The organism is Tenacibaculum larymnensis (assembly GCF_028829235.1).
Lineage (GTDB): Bacteria > Bacteroidota > Bacteroidia > Flavobacteriales > Flavobacteriaceae > Polaribacter > Polaribacter larymnensis.
Genome location: NZ_JAIWJY010000002.1, coordinates 192,953 through 209,702, shown reverse-complemented (window position 1 = coordinate 209,702; position 16,750 = coordinate 192,953). Strand labels below are relative to the sequence as shown.

The following is a 16,750-nucleotide window of genomic DNA, read 5'->3' as shown; positions in this document are numbered from 1 at the left end:
TGCCAATATAAACGTCTTTATAGTAGAGAAGCATTAGTAGTGTTTCTTTTCATAGTTTTTCATAGCAATTTTCCCACTTCATTCTTGAAGTGGGTTTGTTTTTATATGCTATACAGCTTGCTGTACTACCTCGAACAACTCCCCTCCCTCACATTTAATCACCTTTTGTTTAAATTTCACAATTAATTGGTAATCGTGAGTTGCCATAAGAATCGTTTTTCCACTTTGATGGATCTCATTTAACAATTCCATTACCTCTAGTGAAGTTTTTGGATCCAAGTTCCCAGTTGGCTCATCTGCTAAAATTAATTCAGGATCATTTAATAACGCTCTGGCAATTGCTACACGTTGTTGCTCACCTCCTGATAACTCAAAAGTTTTTTTATAGTACTTCTCCTTCATTCCTACCTTATCTAAAACCTCATGAATTTTATCTTTCATTTCATTTTTATCTTTCCAACCAGTAGCCTTTAATACAAACTCTAAATTCTCAAAAACATTTCTATCATTTAATAATTTAAAATCCTGAAAAACAATTCCAAGCTTCCTTCTTAAAAAAGGAATATCCTTCTCCTTCATTTGCTTCAAATCAAAATCAACTATACTACCCAAACCACGTTGCAAACGTAAATCTCCATACAAGGTTTTTAACAAACTACTTTTCCCACTCCCAGTTTTACCAATTAAATAATAAAAGTCCCCTTTATTCAAGGTAAAATTTACTTTTGACAACACTAAATTGTCTTGTTGATAAATATCTGCATTTTCAAGGTGTAAAACAGGATTTTCCATGGAGTATAGTTTTTTACAAATCTAAAATTTTATAACGTAATTCTGTAACATTTCTTACTTTTGATAAAAAGTCTCCCAACAAAAATAAAAAACTAACGTTATAGTTTCTAGATAACTAAAAAATATGAGATTTAACTGTTTCAAAAAAAGCTGCTACTTATTTCTTTTTTTAACCATTACAACAGCGGTAATAGCCCAAGAGTCGGCTGTAAATACTGATGCAAATGCCGATTTTCATAAAGCAATACGTTTATACAATAATAAAGCATACGCTGCTTCTCAAGAAGTTTTCCGTAGAGTTTCTCTAAACTCTGAAAAACATCATAACTTAAAAGCTGATGCCGACTATTACGATGCTATGTGTGCCATTAAGCTGCAACAAGACGATGCTGATTATAAAGTTAATCAATTTGTAGAAAATTACCCATACAATAATAAAAAAGAGAAAGCATTTTTAAATGTTGGTAATTATTACTTTGCTAATAGAAAAGCTGCCCATGCCCTAAAATGGTATCAAAAAGTAAATGAAAAACTATTGAGTCCAGAAGAAAAAAATGAACTCAATTATAAAATGGGATATGCTCTTTTAGTTTCTAATTATCTAAGAGATGCCAAATCTCGTTTTCAAGCCTTGTTAGGGAATCCTATTTATGGTAACGATGCTCGTTACTACTATGGTTATATTGCCTACAAACAAGAAAATTTTGGTGAAGCAGAAGACAACTTAAGTCAACTAGCAAATGATGCTACTTACCAAGCAAAAGCAAATTACTATATATTAGACATCAGTTTTAAGGCTGGAAGATTTGATAAATCAATTCAAATTGGAGAGCAATTATTAAAAACCACAAAGGACAAAAAAGAGATTTCAGAAATTTCTAAAATTGTAGGGGAAAGTTATTTTAACCTTAAAAAATATGAAAAAGCTATTCCATACTTAAAAGCCTATAAAGGTAAAAATGGTCGTTGGACAAACACCGATTACTATTATTTAGGTTATGCTTATTATCAACAGAAAGATTACGAAACTGCTGTTAGTAATTTCAATAAAATTATTGGTGGAAATAACAAAGTAGCACAAAATGCTTATTACCATTTAGGAGAATGTTATTTAGAATTAGATAAAAAAACGGAAGCATTAAACGCATTTAAAAATGCTAGCGAAATGGATTTTGATGCTCTAATTACACAAAGTTCTTCTTTAAATTACGCTAAATTGAGTTATGAAGAAGGAAATCCATATGAAAGTGTTCCTGATGTTTTAAAAGGTTTTTTAGCTAAATACCCTACATCTCCTAACGCTGCTGAAATTAGCAATTTGTTAGTTACTTCATACTTACACCAGAGAGATTACCAAGGTGCTCTAGACTTTTTAAGTACTTCAGAAACTCCAGAAAGTAAAAGTATTATAAATGAAGTTTCTTTATACAGAGGTATTCAGTTATACAATGAAAACAAGATAACCAAAGCAAAACCATACTTTATAAATGCAACACAATCAGAAAACATGACTGTGAGTAATAAAGGGGCATATTGGTTAGCTGAAACTGAATATTCTTTAGGGAATTATCAAGACGCTCTTAAACACTTCTTATCCGTTACTGATAAAGATATTAAAGAGGCTAAAATGTTAAATTACCAAATTGGATACACAAACTTCAAACTAAAAAGCTACCCTAATGCTGCAAAATATTTTCAGCAATTTTTAGAACAGAATCTTGATGATAACGATTTGAATGATGATGCTTCAAATCGTTTAGGAGACTCTTTTTACGCCTCAAAAAGTTATACAAACGCTATTAAAGCATACAATAAAGTAATTCAAGAAGGTGGTGTAGGATCAGATTATGCACAATACCAAACAGCTATGAGTAATGGTTTCTTAGGTAAAAACGATGTAAAAGTTCAAAACCTTGAAACCCTAATTAGTGATTATGATGGTTCTCAGTTAAAAGATGATGCTTTATTCCAATTAGCAACGACTTATACAACTATGAACAATGCTTCAAAAGCTCAAAAAACTTATGAATGTCTACTAACCAATCACCCAAAAAGTAACTACGTTCCAAACGTACTGTTACGTCAAGGATTATTATACTATAGTAACAATAATAATAAAAAAGCTATTGAGAAATACAAAGAAGTAGTTGCGAAACATCCAAATTCAAACGAAGCAAAACAAGCAGTAAGTAACGTTAAAAATGTATATATTGATATAGGTAAAGTTGATGAATATGCTGCTTGGGTTAAAAATGTAAGTTTTGCCAATGTTACCAATGCTGAACTAGACAATGCAACTTATCAATCTGCTGAAAACAAATTCTTAGAAAACAACAACAATAAAGCTATTGAAGGCTTTAATAAATATTTACAGCAATTCCCTAACGGAATTAATGCTTTAAAAGCTCATTTTTACTTAGCACAAGCCTATAACAACTCTAAACTATTCGATAAAGCTATCCCTCATTATACTTATGTAAACAAGCAAACTAAAAGTGAGTTTACAGAAGAATCTTTAACCAAGTTAGCTAATATCTATTTACAAAAAGAAGATTGGAACAACGGTATTTTAGTACTTCAACAATTGGAAAAAGAAGCTAACTATCCGCAAAATATCATTTTTGCTCAAAGTAATTTAATGAAAGGATATTACAAAAAAGAAGATTATACGAATGCTATTGCCTATGCTGAAAAAGTATTAGTTAAAGGAAAGGTAGACACGAACATTGCTGAAGATGCTAAAATCATTTTAGCTCGCTCTTCGTTTAAAAACAATGACTTTTTAACTGCAGAAGAATATTTTAACGAAGCTAGTAAAAAAGCTACTGGCGAACTGAAAGCTGAATGTTTATACTACAATGCTTTCTTTTTACATGAGAATAAAGAATATGAAGCTTCTACCAAAGCTGTACAAGATTTAATTGCCAATTATTCATCATACAAATACTGGGGAGTAAAAAGCTATATAATTATGGCAAAAAATTATTATGCCTTAAAAGATGCGTATCAAGCAACATATATCTTGGAAAATATCATCAAAAACTTTACACAGTATAAAGATGTTATTGAAGAAGCAAAAAACGAGCTTCGTACTATTAAGAATAAAGAAGCAAAAACAAACGAATCAGTAACTACCCAAAACTAAAATTTGTTAATAACAAACGAAAGTTAAATGACTAGATCGATGAAAAAGCACTTAAGTTTACTTGTTTTATTTGTAGTAGCATATACAAATGCACAAGAAAAAAATGTCACTAATAAAGCTAAAGACACTATTATAAAAACAGAAGTTGTAAATGTTGTAACTTCATATGTTCCAAAGATAACTGATGCCTTTAAAATAAAACAAAAACCAGTAATTGAACACACAAAAGAAACTCAGAAAAAAGCTTTAGAATACCAAATATTTTCAGTTCCTGTTGCTTCTACTTTTATTCCTAAAAGTGGAACAATGAAAAAAGTAGATTTAGGAAAAAGAGAAAAGCTATACCCTAACTACGTATCGGTTGGGTTTGGAAACGTACTTTCACCTTTTTTAGAAGCCTATGTAAGACGTAGCGAAAGCTACAATAGCGAATTGGGGGCTCATTTAAAATTCTTATTATCATCTGACCCCGTAGCAAACACTGAATTAAGTAGTACTTTTTATAATATTGACTTAAACTTAAACTACACTCAACAAGAACGTTATTTTCAATGGTCTGCAGGTTTAGATGCTGAAAAAGATAAATATAACTGGTACGGTTTACCTACAAACATTACATTTACCGAAGCTACTTTAAGTGCTATTGAAGAAGCCCAAAGTTACAATCATATAAAAATATTTGGTCAAATAAAGCCCGATGATTCTTTTTTAGATGAAGCTAATGGATCAATCGCTTTTTTCTCTGACTCATTTGAAACTGCTGAATTTTTAGTTGATGGTAATGCACAATTTCGTTTTCCTTTAGATAATTTTCATCGCCAATTAAACGATTTGTATGTAAACACAACGGTTAACTACTTAGGAGGCTCTTATGCCTATGCTTATGATGCAATTACTCCTATAGATTATAACTTCATTACACTTGGAGTACATCCAACATACAAATTCAATGTGCAAGATTTAGCTATTCAATTGGGAGCAAAAAGTTACTTTTCAATGAATACAGAAAATAGCGAAAACAACTTTTTCATCTATCCTGATGTAGAGATTTCATATCCTATCATTAAAGAATTAGCAAATGTATTTGTTGGAGCATCTGGTGATTTAACCACAAATATGTATCAATCTTTCACAGATGATAACCCATATTTGTCTCCTACTCTTGACATGAGACAAACTAATAAAAAGTTTGATGCTTTTGGAGGAATTAGAGGTAAACTAAACCATCAATTTAGTTATAATGCGAAAGTAAGTTATGCTGATATTGAAAATAATCCATTTTTTGTATTGAATCAATCAAAATCAGATGGTTCTAATATTGCTGGAACTAATGGATTTACATTCTACGGATATGAATATGGAAACTCTTTTAAAGTTATTTATGATGATATTAAATTAATGACCTTTTTTGGTGAAGTTGCTTTTGATGGTATTAAAAACTTAACTGTTGGTGCCAATGCTCAATTCAATAAATTCACGTTAACTAACGAAACAGAAGCTTGGAACACGCCTAAGATAAAAGGAGAAGTTTTTGGAACCTACAAAACCAATAAATGGTTTGCTGGTGCTAACTTATACTTCGTAGGAAATCGTAAAGGAAGAGTATATGACACTTTACCTGCTGAGACCTTTACTTCAATAGACTTAAAAAGCTATTTTGATGTGAATTTTAATGGTGGATATCATTTTGACGATTCGTTCTCTGTTTTCTTAAACTTAAATAATGTTCTAAACAACAGCTACCAACGATTCAATAACTTTAACGTACAAGGATTTCAGGCAATGGGAGGTTTAACTTGGAAGTTTGATACGTTATTCTAAGAATTAAAATATAAAACTTACATTTAGGGTGTTAAAAACTAATACCCTAAATGAAAAAACTAACCTTTTTATTATTTACAAGTATTGCTTTTGTTACTTGTAAAACAGAACAAAAACAGGCTACAACTACTTCGAAAAACTATACTGAAGTAAACTACCAACAAGATTCTACACAAATAAAAAAACTATTTAGCAAAGCACTTACCGAAGGTAAATCATACGAATGGTTACGCGATTTAACACAAAACATTGGAAGTCGTTTATCAGGATCAGAAGGAGCAGCTAAGTCTGTTATTTGGGGAGAAAAGCTAATGAAAGAAGTTGGTTTAGATTCAGTTTGGCTACAACCTGTAATGGTACCACATTGGGTTCGTGGAGAAAAAGAAGTAGCCAACTACAAATTTAAAGGAGAGGAAATTAATGTTCCTATCTGTGCTTTAGGAGGCTCTATTGCAACCCCAAATGAAGGAGTTACTGCAGAGATTATTGAAGTAAAAAACATAAAGGAAGCTAAAAAACTAGGAGATAAAGCCAACGGAAAAATTGTGTTTTTTAACGGTGCTTTTGACAATACACTCATCAATACCTTCCAGGCTTATGGTGGTTGTGTAGGACAACGTTATGGGGGAGCCGCTATAGTTGGTAAATTTGGTGCTAAAGGAGTTATCGTACGATCTATGACTAACGGAATCGATGATTATCCGCACACAGGTTCTATGGGCTATGGGGATATTCCTGAAGAAGAATATATTCCTGCTGCTGCTATTAGTTCTCGTGCTGCAGAAAATTTGAGCAAGCATTTAAAAGAAAATCCAACTTTACAATTTTACTTTAAACAAAGTTGTGAAAACTTACCTGATGCCCCTTCACATAATGTCGTAGGAGAAATTAAAGGAACTGAATATCCTAATAAAATTATGGTAATTGGTGGGCATTTAGATTCTTGGGATTTAGGTGACGGTGCTCATGATGACGGAACAGGGATTGTACAATCTTTAGAAGTAGCATATCTATTAAAAAAGAATAATATTCAACCAAAAAATACAATCCGTATTGTATTCTTCATGAATGAAGAAAATGGCTTACGTGGTGCAACTGAATATGCTCGTTTAGCCAAGGAAAATAACGAATTTCATATTGGAGCTTTAGAATCTGATGCAGGTGGACACACACCTAGAGGTTTTTCTATTGATGCGAATAAAAGAAACTTACAACTTGTACAAAGTTGGAAAAAATTATTAGCTCCTTACGGTTTACACGATATTACTGCCGGAGGCGGAGGTGCAGACATCGGACCTTTAAAAGACGACCATGTTACCTTGGTAGGTTATCGTCCAGACTCACAACGCTATTTTGACTATCACCATGCAGCTACTGATACATTTGATAAGGTAAATAAACGCGAATTAGAATTAGGTAGTGCATCCATGGCTAGTATTGTGTATTTAATGGATAAATACTTATACAACAAAGAAACATTAAAACCTTAATTCATGGGCACCGTAATAATTATATTAAGGATTATATTCGGAATATTTTTTGCTTTTGCAGGAATTATGCACTTTATAAAGCCTAAAATTTTCAATCGATTTATACCTAATTTCCTACCCAAATTAGTTGTAAATTATATAGCTGGCTTATTAGAGTTAGCCATTGGTATTGGATTATTAATTAATCAAACTACAAAACAGGCAGCTCTAGCAATGTTTATACTAATGTTGATTTTTTTACCAATACATATTTGGGATGTTTTCAGAGATAAACCTGCAATTGGATCTAAGAAAATAGCCATTATTAGAGTACCTCTTCAATTTTTATTATTATACATTGCTTATTTAATTTACACATATTAATGAAAAAAACACTGCTCCCTCTACTTGCTTTTAGTTTATTATTCTCTTGCAAACCGCAAGAAAAAGTAGATACTATTGTTATTAATGCTCACGCTTATACCGTAAACTCTAATTTTGATACAACAGAAAGTTTTGCTGTAAAAAACGGAAAATTTGTGGCTCTAGGAACCAACAAAGAAATACAAGAAAAATACACAGCAACGAGTCTTATCGATGCAAAAAACAAACCTGTCTACCCTGGATTTATCGATGCACATTGTCATTTTTACGGATTAGGATTACAACAGCAAAAAGCCGACTTAGTTGGAACAGAAAGTTATGACGAAGTACTTCAACGTTTAGTTGATTTTCAAAAAGAAAAGAACACTACTTACATAACTGGGCGTGGTTGGGATCAAAACGATTGGGAAGTAAAAAAATTCCCTACCAAAGAAAAACTAGACAGTATATTTCCTAATATACCTGTAGCTATTCGTAGAATTGATGGCCACGCAATGTTAGTAAACCAAGCTGCAATTAATTTAGCAGGAATTACTACTGAGTCAAAAATTGATGGTGGTGAATTTATAAAAAAAGATGGAAAATTAACTGGAGTGCTTATTGATAATGCAATGAACTTTATCAATAATCCGAAACCATCGAAAAGAGAGCAGGTTCAAGCGTTAAAAGATGCTGAAAAAATCTGTTTTGATTTAGGATTAACCACAGTTGACGATGCAGGGTTAAACAAAGAGATAATCGAACTAATTGATAGTCTACAACAATCTGGCGATTTAAAAATGCGTGTATATGCGATGATCTCTAATAATCAAAAAAATCTTGATTATTATCTTAAAAAAGGAATCATTAAAACATATCGATTAAATGTTCGCTCTGTAAAAGTATATGCTGATGGCGCATTAGGTTCACGAGGAGCTGCTCTTAAAGACGAATATTCTGATAAAAAAGGACATTTTGGTGCTTTGGTTAATTCCTACGAAAACTTACAAAAAGTAGCTAAAAGAATTGCCGCTTCTGAATATCAAATGAACACACACGCTATTGGCGACTCTGCAAATTATATAATGCTAAAAACTTATAATGAAGTATTGAAAAACAAAAATGATAGACGTTGGCGTATTGAGCACGCTCAAATAGTAGACACAAAAGACTTTAATCTATTTAAAAATGTGCTTCCATCTATTCAACCAACGCATGCTACTTCAGATATGTATTGGGCAGAAGACCGTGTAGGATCAGATAGAATTAAAGGAGCTTATGCTTATAATGACTTATTAAAAGAATACGGAAAAGTTGCCTTAGGAACTGACTTTCCTATTGAACACGTAAGTCCATTATACACATTTTACGCAGCAACCATCAGAAAAGATTTAAAAGGATATCCTGAAAAAGGTTATCAAATGGAAAACTCTTTATCTAGAGAAAATGCTTTAAAAGGAATGACCATTTGGAATGCTTATGCAAACTTTGAAGAACAAGAAAAAGGAAGTATCGAAGTTGGTAAGGTAGCTGATTTTATAATTTTAGATAAAGATATCATGACGATTGAAGGAAAAGAAATTCCAAATACAAAGGTTTTAGCAACCTATATAAACGGAGAAAAAGTAAATTAAAAATGCATCTTTTTCTATTCGTTGTAGTCTGATTTATAAAATCAACAAATAATGACACAACTACTAATGACACAACTACAGCGAAAACAACAATTTTACAAACAATTAACTTTAGCTAAAAAGGCACTTAAAAGTAAACACTTTCAGGTGTCTTTTTATCATTTAGAGAATGCTCATATTTTAGGACAAAAACATGTTTACAGACACACTTTATCTCATTACTGGATGTTAGTCTACGGAATAAAAACATATAGTCTTAAAGAAATTGTTGGTCAATTTTTCAGAATTATAGCTTCAATTTTATTTACTTTAGTTTGGGTACCTACAGGAAATACAGGTGGTTCTAACATATCTGCAATTAAACCTATTCCTGTTAGAAAAGAACTTCGAAAATATTTTCAACAATAAATGCATCTTTTTACTCTTTTTCTAGTCTATTATATGAACACGTAAAACATATAATATCATGAAAAATAACAATCAATGTACCTGCACTTGCGAAGGATGTAAAACAGGTGACTGTTCAAATTGTACTTGTGAAAATTGCACATGTAACAATTGTAACTGTTAGTTAAATTAACTTTTTAATATTTTGTCATTCTGAATGTAGTGAAAATTAAACGTTCATTTTATTCAGCGTGGCATTTTTCGTAAATTTATAGGATGACAACGCAACAAGTTTGGAAAAAATACGCAGATGATGTAAAGCACTTTATTTTAAGTAAAGTGAAAGACTCTTCTGTGACTGATGATATCTTACAAGAAACATTTATAAAAGTTCATACGAAACTTCATACATTAAACGATATTACCAAACTAAAATCTTGGATTTTTACGATTGCTCGGAATACAATGATGGATTACTTCAAAAACACTAATCAAACAGTTGAATTAAAAAATTTTGAAGCTCAAACAGACATAAAAGAACATGAACATACCGAAAAAGATTGCTTACGCGGAATCTTACAAAGCTTACCTAAAAAGTATAGAGATCCGCTATTTTTATCAGATATCAAAGGCTTAAAACAGCAAGAAGTTGCTGACACTTTACAGCAAAATTTACCAACCACAAAATCTCAAATTCAACGTGCTCGTAAACTAATTGCACAAGGTTTTATGGATTGTTGTGGATTTTCACTTAACGAAGAAGGAAAATTAGTAGGTGAAATTCAAGACAAAGAAGATTGTAAAGTTTGTAAGTAAGTTATATATTCAACTTTTCTTCTAACGTATTTTTCAACTTATGGTTTCATTCTTTATCAATTTTTATCGTTTTTGTAAACTTGTTTTTATAGGTATCAAAAAAGATACTGAGTTTAGATATCTCTTCTTTTTTCTGTCTTTGCTATTAACAAGCTCTACTATATTCTATCACAAAATTGAGCATTGGGAGCTTATAGACTCTTTATACTTTTCTGTTATGACAATGGCTACAGTAGGTTATGGAGACTTCGTACCCACACATAACATTAGTAAAATATTTACTATTATTTACACTTTTTTGTCTATTGGAACTTTTGTAGCCTTTACCGCCAAAATTGTGCAATTTACGTTGCAAAAAAACCATCAAACAACACCTTTACATAAACTGACTTCTAAGTTTAAAAATAAGAACCCATAATTTTTTAAAACTTTTGTAACTTTGTGTAAATTCAACACTAAATGAAGATGTCACAAAATATAAAAGTTGCTGTAGATGCTGTTGTTTTTGGCTATCAACAAAAAGAACTCTCTGTTTTATTAATAAAAAGAGGCATTGAACCTTTTAAAGGAGCTTGGGCGTTACCTGGTGGATTGGTTTTAGAAAATGAATCACTAGAACATGCTGTTGAAAGAGAACTATTAGAAGAAACAGGAGTTACTATTGATTATCTTGAACAACTATACACATTCGGAGCTCCCAAAAGAGCCCCAAGAAACAGAGTTGTTTCTGTCACCTATTTTGGTTTGGTAAGCCCCAATCATTTTAAAATCAGTGCGAACACAGATGCTGCTGAAGTGCAATGGTTCCCTATTCATGAATTGCCCAAACTAGCTTTTGACCACAATCGTATTTTAACCACAGCTTTACAAAGACTTCAAAACAAAATAAACTACCAACCTATTGGTTTTGAACTACTAAAAAAAGAGTTTCCTTTTTCTGATTTAGAAAATTTATATCAAACAATACTTAATCAAAAAATCGATAGACGTAATTTCAGAAAAAAAATTATGAGCTTTGGAATACTTACCGAAACCGATAAAATATATCAACCTTCTAGTGGTAGACCTGCAAAACTTTTTAAGTTTAATGCTAAGAAGTATAAAGAACTAGAAAAGAAAGGATTCCACTTCGAAATTAAGTTTGCGTAAAAAAAACACTAAAATATTTTTTATTTTAAAAAACTGAATTATATTTGTGTAAAAATTACGCAATATGATTTTAAACTTAGATAAAAACTTTACTCCTTACGGAACAGAAAACAATATAGACTATAGTTTCTTTACTTTTTCAGGAGGGGAACCGCATATTAAAATCATTTCTAAACTAGAAAAGGTAGCAGAAGTAACGATTACACATCGCATTCAATCTTTTAATGACATGGGTACGTTATTATTAGCTACCAATGCGCTCAAAAATATGGGAATAAAAAAACTACATGTTGTACTTCCTTATTTTCCTGCTGCACGTCAAGATAGATTAATGGTATCAGGTGAACCTTTATCGGTAAAAGTATATGCAGATATTATAAATGCACAAAACTTTGAGTCGGTAACTGTTTTAGACCCCCATTCTGAAGTAACTCCTGCCCTATTGAATAACTGTAAAGTTATCGATAACCACAAGTTCATAGAGCATATTACAAAACAATTATCAGACAACTTACTTCTAATTTCACCAGACGGAGGCGCTTTAAAAAAGATTTATAAAGTTGCTGCTTATCTTCAAAATTATGAAGTAGTAGAGTGTTCAAAAAGTCGAAATGTTAAGACTGGTCAACTAACAGGTTTCAAAGTATATGCTGATGACCTACAAGGAAAAGATTGTTTAATTGTGGATGATATTTGTGATGGAGGGGGTACTTTTTTAGGGCTAGCTAAAGAACTAAAAGCTAAGAATGCAGGAAACTTATACTTAGCGATAAGTCACGGAATATTTAGTAAAGGTTTTGATGAACTTGAAAAACACTTCACCAAAATTTTTACAACAGATAGTTTTAAAACTATAGAAATCGATAATTGTATACAGATTGAACTGGGAAAATTGCTATAAAAACCAAAAAATTGCTATGAAAAAAAACATTATAAAATCAACATTTATTGGATTGGCAGTGGCTGATGCCCTAGGGGTACCAGTAGAATTTAAAAATAGACAGGAGTTAAAGCAAAACCCTGTAACAACTATGAGAGAGTTTGGAACACATCATCAACCAAAAGGAACATGGTCTGATGATAGTTCTCTTACTTTTTGTTTAGCTGAGAGTTTATGTCAAGGATACGATTTAGTGGATATTTCATATAAATTTATCCAATGGATGAATGCTGAGATATGGACTCCACACGGTAATGTTTTTGATATTGGAATCCAAACACGAAAAGCTATTGAACAACTTTCAAAAATCATAAATGAAAAAGACTATAAAGAACTAGAAATTTTAAAATATTCTGATGATGAATATACAAATGGTAATGGTTCATTAATGAGAATTATTCCTTTACTCTTTTACATAAAGGGTAAAAAAATAAATGACCAGTTTAATATTATTTGGCATGTATCATCACTAACACATCCCCACATAAGATCGGCTATTTCCTGTTTAATATATTTAAAATTAGCTGAATATATTTTAAATGGATTTTCAATTATAGATTCTTATAAAAAAATGCAAAATGAAATTAATCTCTTTTTAACAGAAAGAAATATTTCTTCTTACGAGCAAAATCATTTTTCAAGAATTTTAAAGCAAAATATATCAAATTTAAAAGAAAATGATATTAATTCAAGTGGTTACGTTATTCATACATTAGAAGCTTCTCTTTGGTCTTTACTCAACGCTTCTAATTATAGCGAAGCAGTTTTAAAAGCTGTAAATTTAGGTGATGATACTGATACAACAGCTACTGTAGTTGGAGCTATTGCTGGTATGTACTATGGAATAGATAATATACCTCAAGAGTGGATAGATTCGTTGGTAAGAAAAGATGATATTATTCTCTTAAGTCAACAATTTGCTAAAAAATATCGTTATGAGAATTAACCGATAAAAACGTAACAAACACTGCTTACGTTTTTGACTAAAAATCTAAATTATGAATGAGAAAAATACAAAAAGAATAAGTAAGTTTTTAAGCCTTATACTAAGGCATCAACCTGAAAAAATTGGTTTAAAATTAGATAGCAGCGGATGGGCTTCAATAGAAGAACTTTTGAACAAATCAAGTAACAACGGAGTTACTTTTACAAAAGAAGAATTGGGGTTTATCGTAAAAAACAACGACAAACAACGATTTTCATTAAATGAAAATCAAACAAAAATAAGAGCAAATCAAGGACACTCTTTAAAAAATGTAACAATAGTAACTGAAATAAAGACTCCTCCTCCATATTTATATCACGGAACAGTAGCTAAGTTTATTCCTTCAATAAAAGAAAACGGATTACAAAAAATGAGTAGGCAACATGTTCATTTGAGTTCTGACTCAGAAACTGCTAAAAAAGTAGGTAGCAGAAGAGGTAAACCTATAATTTTGACTGTTCAGTCAGGTGATATGCATAAAAAAGGATATGAGTTCTTTTTATCTGAAAATGGAGTTTGGTTAACCAACCTTGTCCCGGCTGAATTTATTGAATTTTTAGATTAATAATAGTATGAAAACATTTGTCATTGGTGATATTCATGGAGGCTTAAAAGCCTTACCCCAAGTTTTAAAAAAAACCAAAATCACTATAGAAGATACCTTAATTTTTCTTGGTGATTATGTAGATGGTTGGAGTGAGTCTGCACAAGTCATTGATTTTTTAATAGAGTTAAACAAAAAGCATAAATGTATTTTCATTAAAGGAAATCATGATTTGTGGTGTGAAGATTGGTTGAGAACTGGTGAAGGTGAAACCATTTGGCTAGTACATGGTGGAGAAGAAACCAAAAAGAGTTATGAATCTTATTCAGAAGAACAAAAACATGAACATCTAGCATTTTTTCAACAAATGAAACCTTACCATATCGATAGTAAAAATCGTTTGTTTATTCATGCTGGTTTTACCTCTATGCATGGAGTTGAAAAAGAAACTTTCAAATTAAATTATCATTTTGATAGAACCTTATGGGAAACTGCTTTAGCTACTGATAAAGATTTGCCTAAAGAATCAGAGTTATACCCTGAGAGGTTCACACACTATTCAGAAATATACATTGGTCACACACCAACTATACGCTATAATTCATCAACACCTATAAACGCTTTAAACCTATGGAATATTGATACTGGCGCTGCATTTACAGGATATTTAACAATTATGGATATTGACAGTAAAAAGTTTTGGCAAAGTGATCAAGTAAAAACTTTGTATTCAAACGAAAAAGGAAGGAATTAAAATAAAAATTAAGAAAAATTTTTGCTTATAATTTAATTTGCGTAAATTTGACACAAATAAAATAATAAACTATGAACCCATTATTATATACAGACGGTTATAAAGTAGACCACAGAAGACAATACCCTAACAATACTACGTTAGTATATTCAAACTGGACACCAAGAAAAAGTAGAATTCAAGGAGTTGAGAAGGTTGTTTTTTTCGGACTGCAATACTTCATCAAAAAATATATAATTGAAGATTTTCAAACCAACTTTTTTAACAAACCAAAAGAAGAAATTTGCAAACAATACAGTAGAAGAATTAATAACTATTTAGGTGAAAACTCAGTAGGTATTGAACATATTGCAGCATTACACGATTTAGGATACATTCCTATGACTTTTAAAGCATTGCCCGAAGGTGTTGAAGTTCCTATCAGAGTACCAATGTTTACCATGTATAATACTTTGCCAGAGTTCTTTTGGTTAACCAATTACTTTGAAACCTTATTATCTACCACAGTTTGGTTACCATGTAATTCTGCAACCATCGCAAAACAGTATAGAAAAATATTAGACAAATACGCACAAGAAACCTCATCTGTTCCTGAAATGGTAGATTGGCAAGGGCACGATTTTTCTATGAGAGGAATGGCTGGTTTAGAAGCTGCTGAAATGAGTGCTGCTGGTCACCTGTTAAGTTTTACTGGTACAGATACTATACCAGCTGTGGACTTTTTAGAAAAGTATTACAATGCAGATTCTGATAATGAGTTAATTGGTGGTTCTGTTGCGGCAACTGAACACTCTGTAATGTGTATGGGAACTAACACTGGTGAAGAAGAAACTTTTAAAAGGTTAATTACTGAAGTATATCCAAACGGTATTGTTTCTATTGTTTCTGATACTTGGGATTTATGGAAGGTTCTTACCGAATATTTACCGAATCTAAAAGAAGAAGTCTTAGCCAGAGATGGAAAAGTGGTAATTAGACCTGATAGCGGTGATCCTGTGGACATCATCTGTGGAAATTCAAACGGTAAAACCGAAGAAGAACAAAAAGGAGTTATACAGCTACTTTGGGAAGTTTTTGGAGGAACAACCAATACAAAAGGATATAAAGAGCTAGATAGTCATATTGGAGCTATTTATGGCGATAGTATTACCCTTGAAAGAGCAACACAAATTTGTGAACGCTTAAAACAAAAAGGGTTTGCTTCTACCAACGTAGTCTTAGGAATTGGTTCTTTCACTTATCAATACAACACCAGAGATACTTTTGGATTTGCCATGAAAGCTACCTACGGAGAAGTAGATGGAGAGGGAAGAGAAATCTTTAAAGATCCAATTACTGATGACGGAACTAAAAAATCTGCCAAAGGATTATTAAAAATAACTTTAGAAGATGGAGAATACAAACTCAACGATCAGGTAAGCTGGGATGAAGAACAAAAAGGCGAGTTACGAGAAGTTTTTAAAGACGGAAAATTGTTAGTTGATGAAAAACTAAGTGAAATAAGACTTCGTACAAAAAACAGTGTGTTAGAGCTTACAGAGTAGTATTAAAAAGCAGGAGTTAAACTCCTGCTTTTTTTATTAGAACGCCCACTAAAAACACTAAATATCAACACATTAAAAACCATTCAATTTGCTTAACTCTTGATTTTTTCATATCTTAAATGCAACTAAAAAAGAAACTTATGACAGATCAAGAACAGAAAAGATTAGATACAATGAATTCCGTTTTAGTTAAGATGGAAGACATTAAAAACACGCAAAAAAGTTTAATTGAAAAAATTGGTATGGTTGAGGTTCAACTATTCGATATTCAGTCAAAAGATTTAGACAAAGAACTCGAAAATGTAATGGTAAGAGCTTCTGACACCTTAAAAATTATAAAACAAGCTACCGAAGCTTTTGAAATGAAACGAAATCGTTTGGAAAACGAAGCATAAAAAAATCCGCCT

General features: G+C 31.5%; 16 protein-coding genes. 15 read left to right on the top strand and 1 reads right to left on the bottom strand.

Translation table 11 applies throughout. The annotated features are described in order from the left end of the window. Positions 1 to 108: 108 nt before the first annotated feature. Positions 109 to 792 (bottom strand): cell division ATP-binding protein FtsE, encoded by a 684-nt coding sequence (locus tag LCI24_RS03815; RefSeq protein ID WP_274639249.1) that lies wholly within the window; start codon positions 790 to 792, stop codon positions 109 to 111. Between the two features lie 124 nt (positions 793 to 916). Here LCI24_RS03815 and LCI24_RS03810 point away from each other — a divergent pair, with 124 nt between their 5' ends. The 15 genes from LCI24_RS03810 to LCI24_RS03740 all read left to right on the top strand — a co-directional run bounded on the left by LCI24_RS03810 (position 917) and on the right by LCI24_RS03740 (position 16,738). Then, positions 917 to 3,937, top strand: a complete 3,021-nt coding sequence (locus LCI24_RS03810; RefSeq protein WP_274639248.1) for a tetratricopeptide repeat protein — start codon at positions 917 to 919, stop codon at positions 3,935 to 3,937. A gap of 39 nt (positions 3,938 to 3,976) precedes the next feature. After that, a complete protein-coding gene (locus tag LCI24_RS03805; protein WP_274639247.1) occupies positions 3,977 to 5,758 on the top strand; it encodes a TonB-dependent receptor in 1,782 nt (593 codons plus the stop codon). A gap of 50 nt (positions 5,759 to 5,808) precedes the next feature. Continuing rightward, a complete protein-coding gene (locus LCI24_RS03800) occupies positions 5,809 to 7,248 on the top strand; it encodes a M20/M25/M40 family metallo-hydrolase (RefSeq protein ID WP_274639246.1) in 1,440 nt (479 codons plus the stop codon). Positions 7,249 to 7,251: 3 nt separating this feature from the next. After that, positions 7,252 to 7,611, top strand: a complete 360-nt coding sequence (locus tag LCI24_RS03795) for a DoxX family protein (protein ID WP_274639245.1) — start codon at positions 7,252 to 7,254, stop codon at positions 7,609 to 7,611. Further along, positions 7,611 to 9,224 (top strand): amidohydrolase, encoded by a 1,614-nt coding sequence (locus LCI24_RS03790; RefSeq protein ID WP_274639244.1) that lies wholly within the window; start codon positions 7,611 to 7,613, stop codon positions 9,222 to 9,224. Before LCI24_RS03795 ends, LCI24_RS03790 begins: the two co-directional genes overlap by 1 nt. Before the next feature lie 51 nt (positions 9,225 to 9,275). Continuing rightward, positions 9,276 to 9,632, top strand: coding sequence for a DUF3703 domain-containing protein (locus tag LCI24_RS03785; RefSeq protein ID WP_274639243.1), 357 nt, complete (start codon positions 9,276 to 9,278; stop codon positions 9,630 to 9,632). Positions 9,633 to 9,887: 255 nt separating this feature from the next. Further along, a complete protein-coding gene (locus tag LCI24_RS03780; RefSeq protein WP_274639242.1) occupies positions 9,888 to 10,427 on the top strand; it encodes a sigma-70 family RNA polymerase sigma factor in 540 nt (179 codons plus the stop codon). A gap of 40 nt (positions 10,428 to 10,467) precedes the next feature. Next, positions 10,468 to 10,845, top strand: a complete 378-nt coding sequence (locus LCI24_RS03775) for a potassium channel family protein (protein WP_274639241.1) — start codon at positions 10,468 to 10,470, stop codon at positions 10,843 to 10,845. Positions 10,846 to 10,892: 47 nt separating this feature from the next. Beyond that, positions 10,893 to 11,576, top strand: a complete 684-nt coding sequence (locus LCI24_RS03770) for an NUDIX hydrolase (RefSeq protein WP_274639240.1) — start codon at positions 10,893 to 10,895, stop codon at positions 11,574 to 11,576. A gap of 64 nt (positions 11,577 to 11,640) precedes the next feature. Continuing rightward, positions 11,641 to 12,477 carry a ribose-phosphate diphosphokinase gene (gene prs / locus LCI24_RS03765; RefSeq protein ID WP_274639239.1) on the top strand — a complete coding sequence of 279 codons (837 nt, stop codon included), beginning with the start codon at positions 11,641 to 11,643 and terminating at the stop codon, positions 12,475 to 12,477. A gap of 16 nt (positions 12,478 to 12,493) precedes the next feature. Beyond that, a complete protein-coding gene (locus LCI24_RS03760; RefSeq protein WP_274639238.1) occupies positions 12,494 to 13,462 on the top strand; it encodes an ADP-ribosylglycohydrolase family protein in 969 nt (322 codons plus the stop codon). Between the two features lie 52 nt (positions 13,463 to 13,514). Beyond that, positions 13,515 to 14,066: an RNA 2'-phosphotransferase gene (locus LCI24_RS03755; RefSeq protein ID WP_274639237.1), complete on the top strand. Its 552-nt coding sequence runs from the start codon at positions 13,515 to 13,517 to the stop codon at positions 14,064 to 14,066. Positions 14,067 to 14,073: 7 nt separating this feature from the next. Further along, a complete protein-coding gene (locus LCI24_RS03750) occupies positions 14,074 to 14,799 on the top strand; it encodes a metallophosphoesterase (RefSeq protein ID WP_274639236.1) in 726 nt (241 codons plus the stop codon). Positions 14,800 to 14,870: 71 nt separating this feature from the next. Beyond that, positions 14,871 to 16,343, top strand: a complete 1,473-nt coding sequence (locus LCI24_RS03745; RefSeq protein WP_274639235.1) for a nicotinate phosphoribosyltransferase — start codon at positions 14,871 to 14,873, stop codon at positions 16,341 to 16,343. Positions 16,344 to 16,483: 140 nt separating this feature from the next. Continuing rightward, complete coding sequence (locus tag LCI24_RS03740) at positions 16,484 to 16,738, top strand: hypothetical protein (RefSeq protein ID WP_274639234.1); 255 nt, start codon at positions 16,484 to 16,486, stop codon at positions 16,736 to 16,738. The last annotated feature ends 12 nt before the right edge of the window (positions 16,739 to 16,750 follow it).

Excerpts from the sequence above, each read along its gene's own strand:
- LCI24_RS03815 (WP_274639249.1), bottom strand. The coding sequence starts at position 792 with ATGGAAAATCCTGTTTTACACCTTGAAAATGCAGATATTTATCAACAA.
- LCI24_RS03810 (WP_274639248.1), top strand. The coding sequence starts at position 917 with ATGAGATTTAACTGTTTCAAAAAAAGCTGCTACTTATTTCTTTTTTTA.
- LCI24_RS03805 (WP_274639247.1), top strand. The coding sequence starts at position 3,977 with ATGAAAAAGCACTTAAGTTTACTTGTTTTATTTGTAGTAGCATATACA.
- LCI24_RS03800 (WP_274639246.1), top strand. The coding sequence starts at position 5,809 with ATGAAAAAACTAACCTTTTTATTATTTACAAGTATTGCTTTTGTTACT.
- LCI24_RS03795 (WP_274639245.1), top strand. The coding sequence starts at position 7,252 with ATGGGCACCGTAATAATTATATTAAGGATTATATTCGGAATATTTTTT.
- LCI24_RS03790 (WP_274639244.1), top strand. The coding sequence starts at position 7,611 with ATGAAAAAAACACTGCTCCCTCTACTTGCTTTTAGTTTATTATTCTCT.
- LCI24_RS03785 (WP_274639243.1), top strand. The coding sequence starts at position 9,276 with ATGACACAACTACTAATGACACAACTACAGCGAAAACAACAATTTTAC.
- LCI24_RS03780 (WP_274639242.1), top strand. The coding sequence starts at position 9,888 with ATGACAACGCAACAAGTTTGGAAAAAATACGCAGATGATGTAAAGCAC.
- LCI24_RS03775 (WP_274639241.1), top strand. The coding sequence starts at position 10,468 with ATGGTTTCATTCTTTATCAATTTTTATCGTTTTTGTAAACTTGTTTTT.
- LCI24_RS03770 (WP_274639240.1), top strand. The coding sequence starts at position 10,893 with ATGTCACAAAATATAAAAGTTGCTGTAGATGCTGTTGTTTTTGGCTAT.
- prs (WP_274639239.1), top strand. The coding sequence starts at position 11,641 with ATGATTTTAAACTTAGATAAAAACTTTACTCCTTACGGAACAGAAAAC.
- LCI24_RS03760 (WP_274639238.1), top strand. The coding sequence starts at position 12,494 with ATGAAAAAAAACATTATAAAATCAACATTTATTGGATTGGCAGTGGCT.
- LCI24_RS03755 (WP_274639237.1), top strand. The coding sequence starts at position 13,515 with ATGAATGAGAAAAATACAAAAAGAATAAGTAAGTTTTTAAGCCTTATA.
- LCI24_RS03750 (WP_274639236.1), top strand. The coding sequence starts at position 14,074 with ATGAAAACATTTGTCATTGGTGATATTCATGGAGGCTTAAAAGCCTTA.
- LCI24_RS03745 (WP_274639235.1), top strand. The coding sequence starts at position 14,871 with ATGAACCCATTATTATATACAGACGGTTATAAAGTAGACCACAGAAGA.
- LCI24_RS03740 (WP_274639234.1), top strand. The coding sequence starts at position 16,484 with ATGACAGATCAAGAACAGAAAAGATTAGATACAATGAATTCCGTTTTA.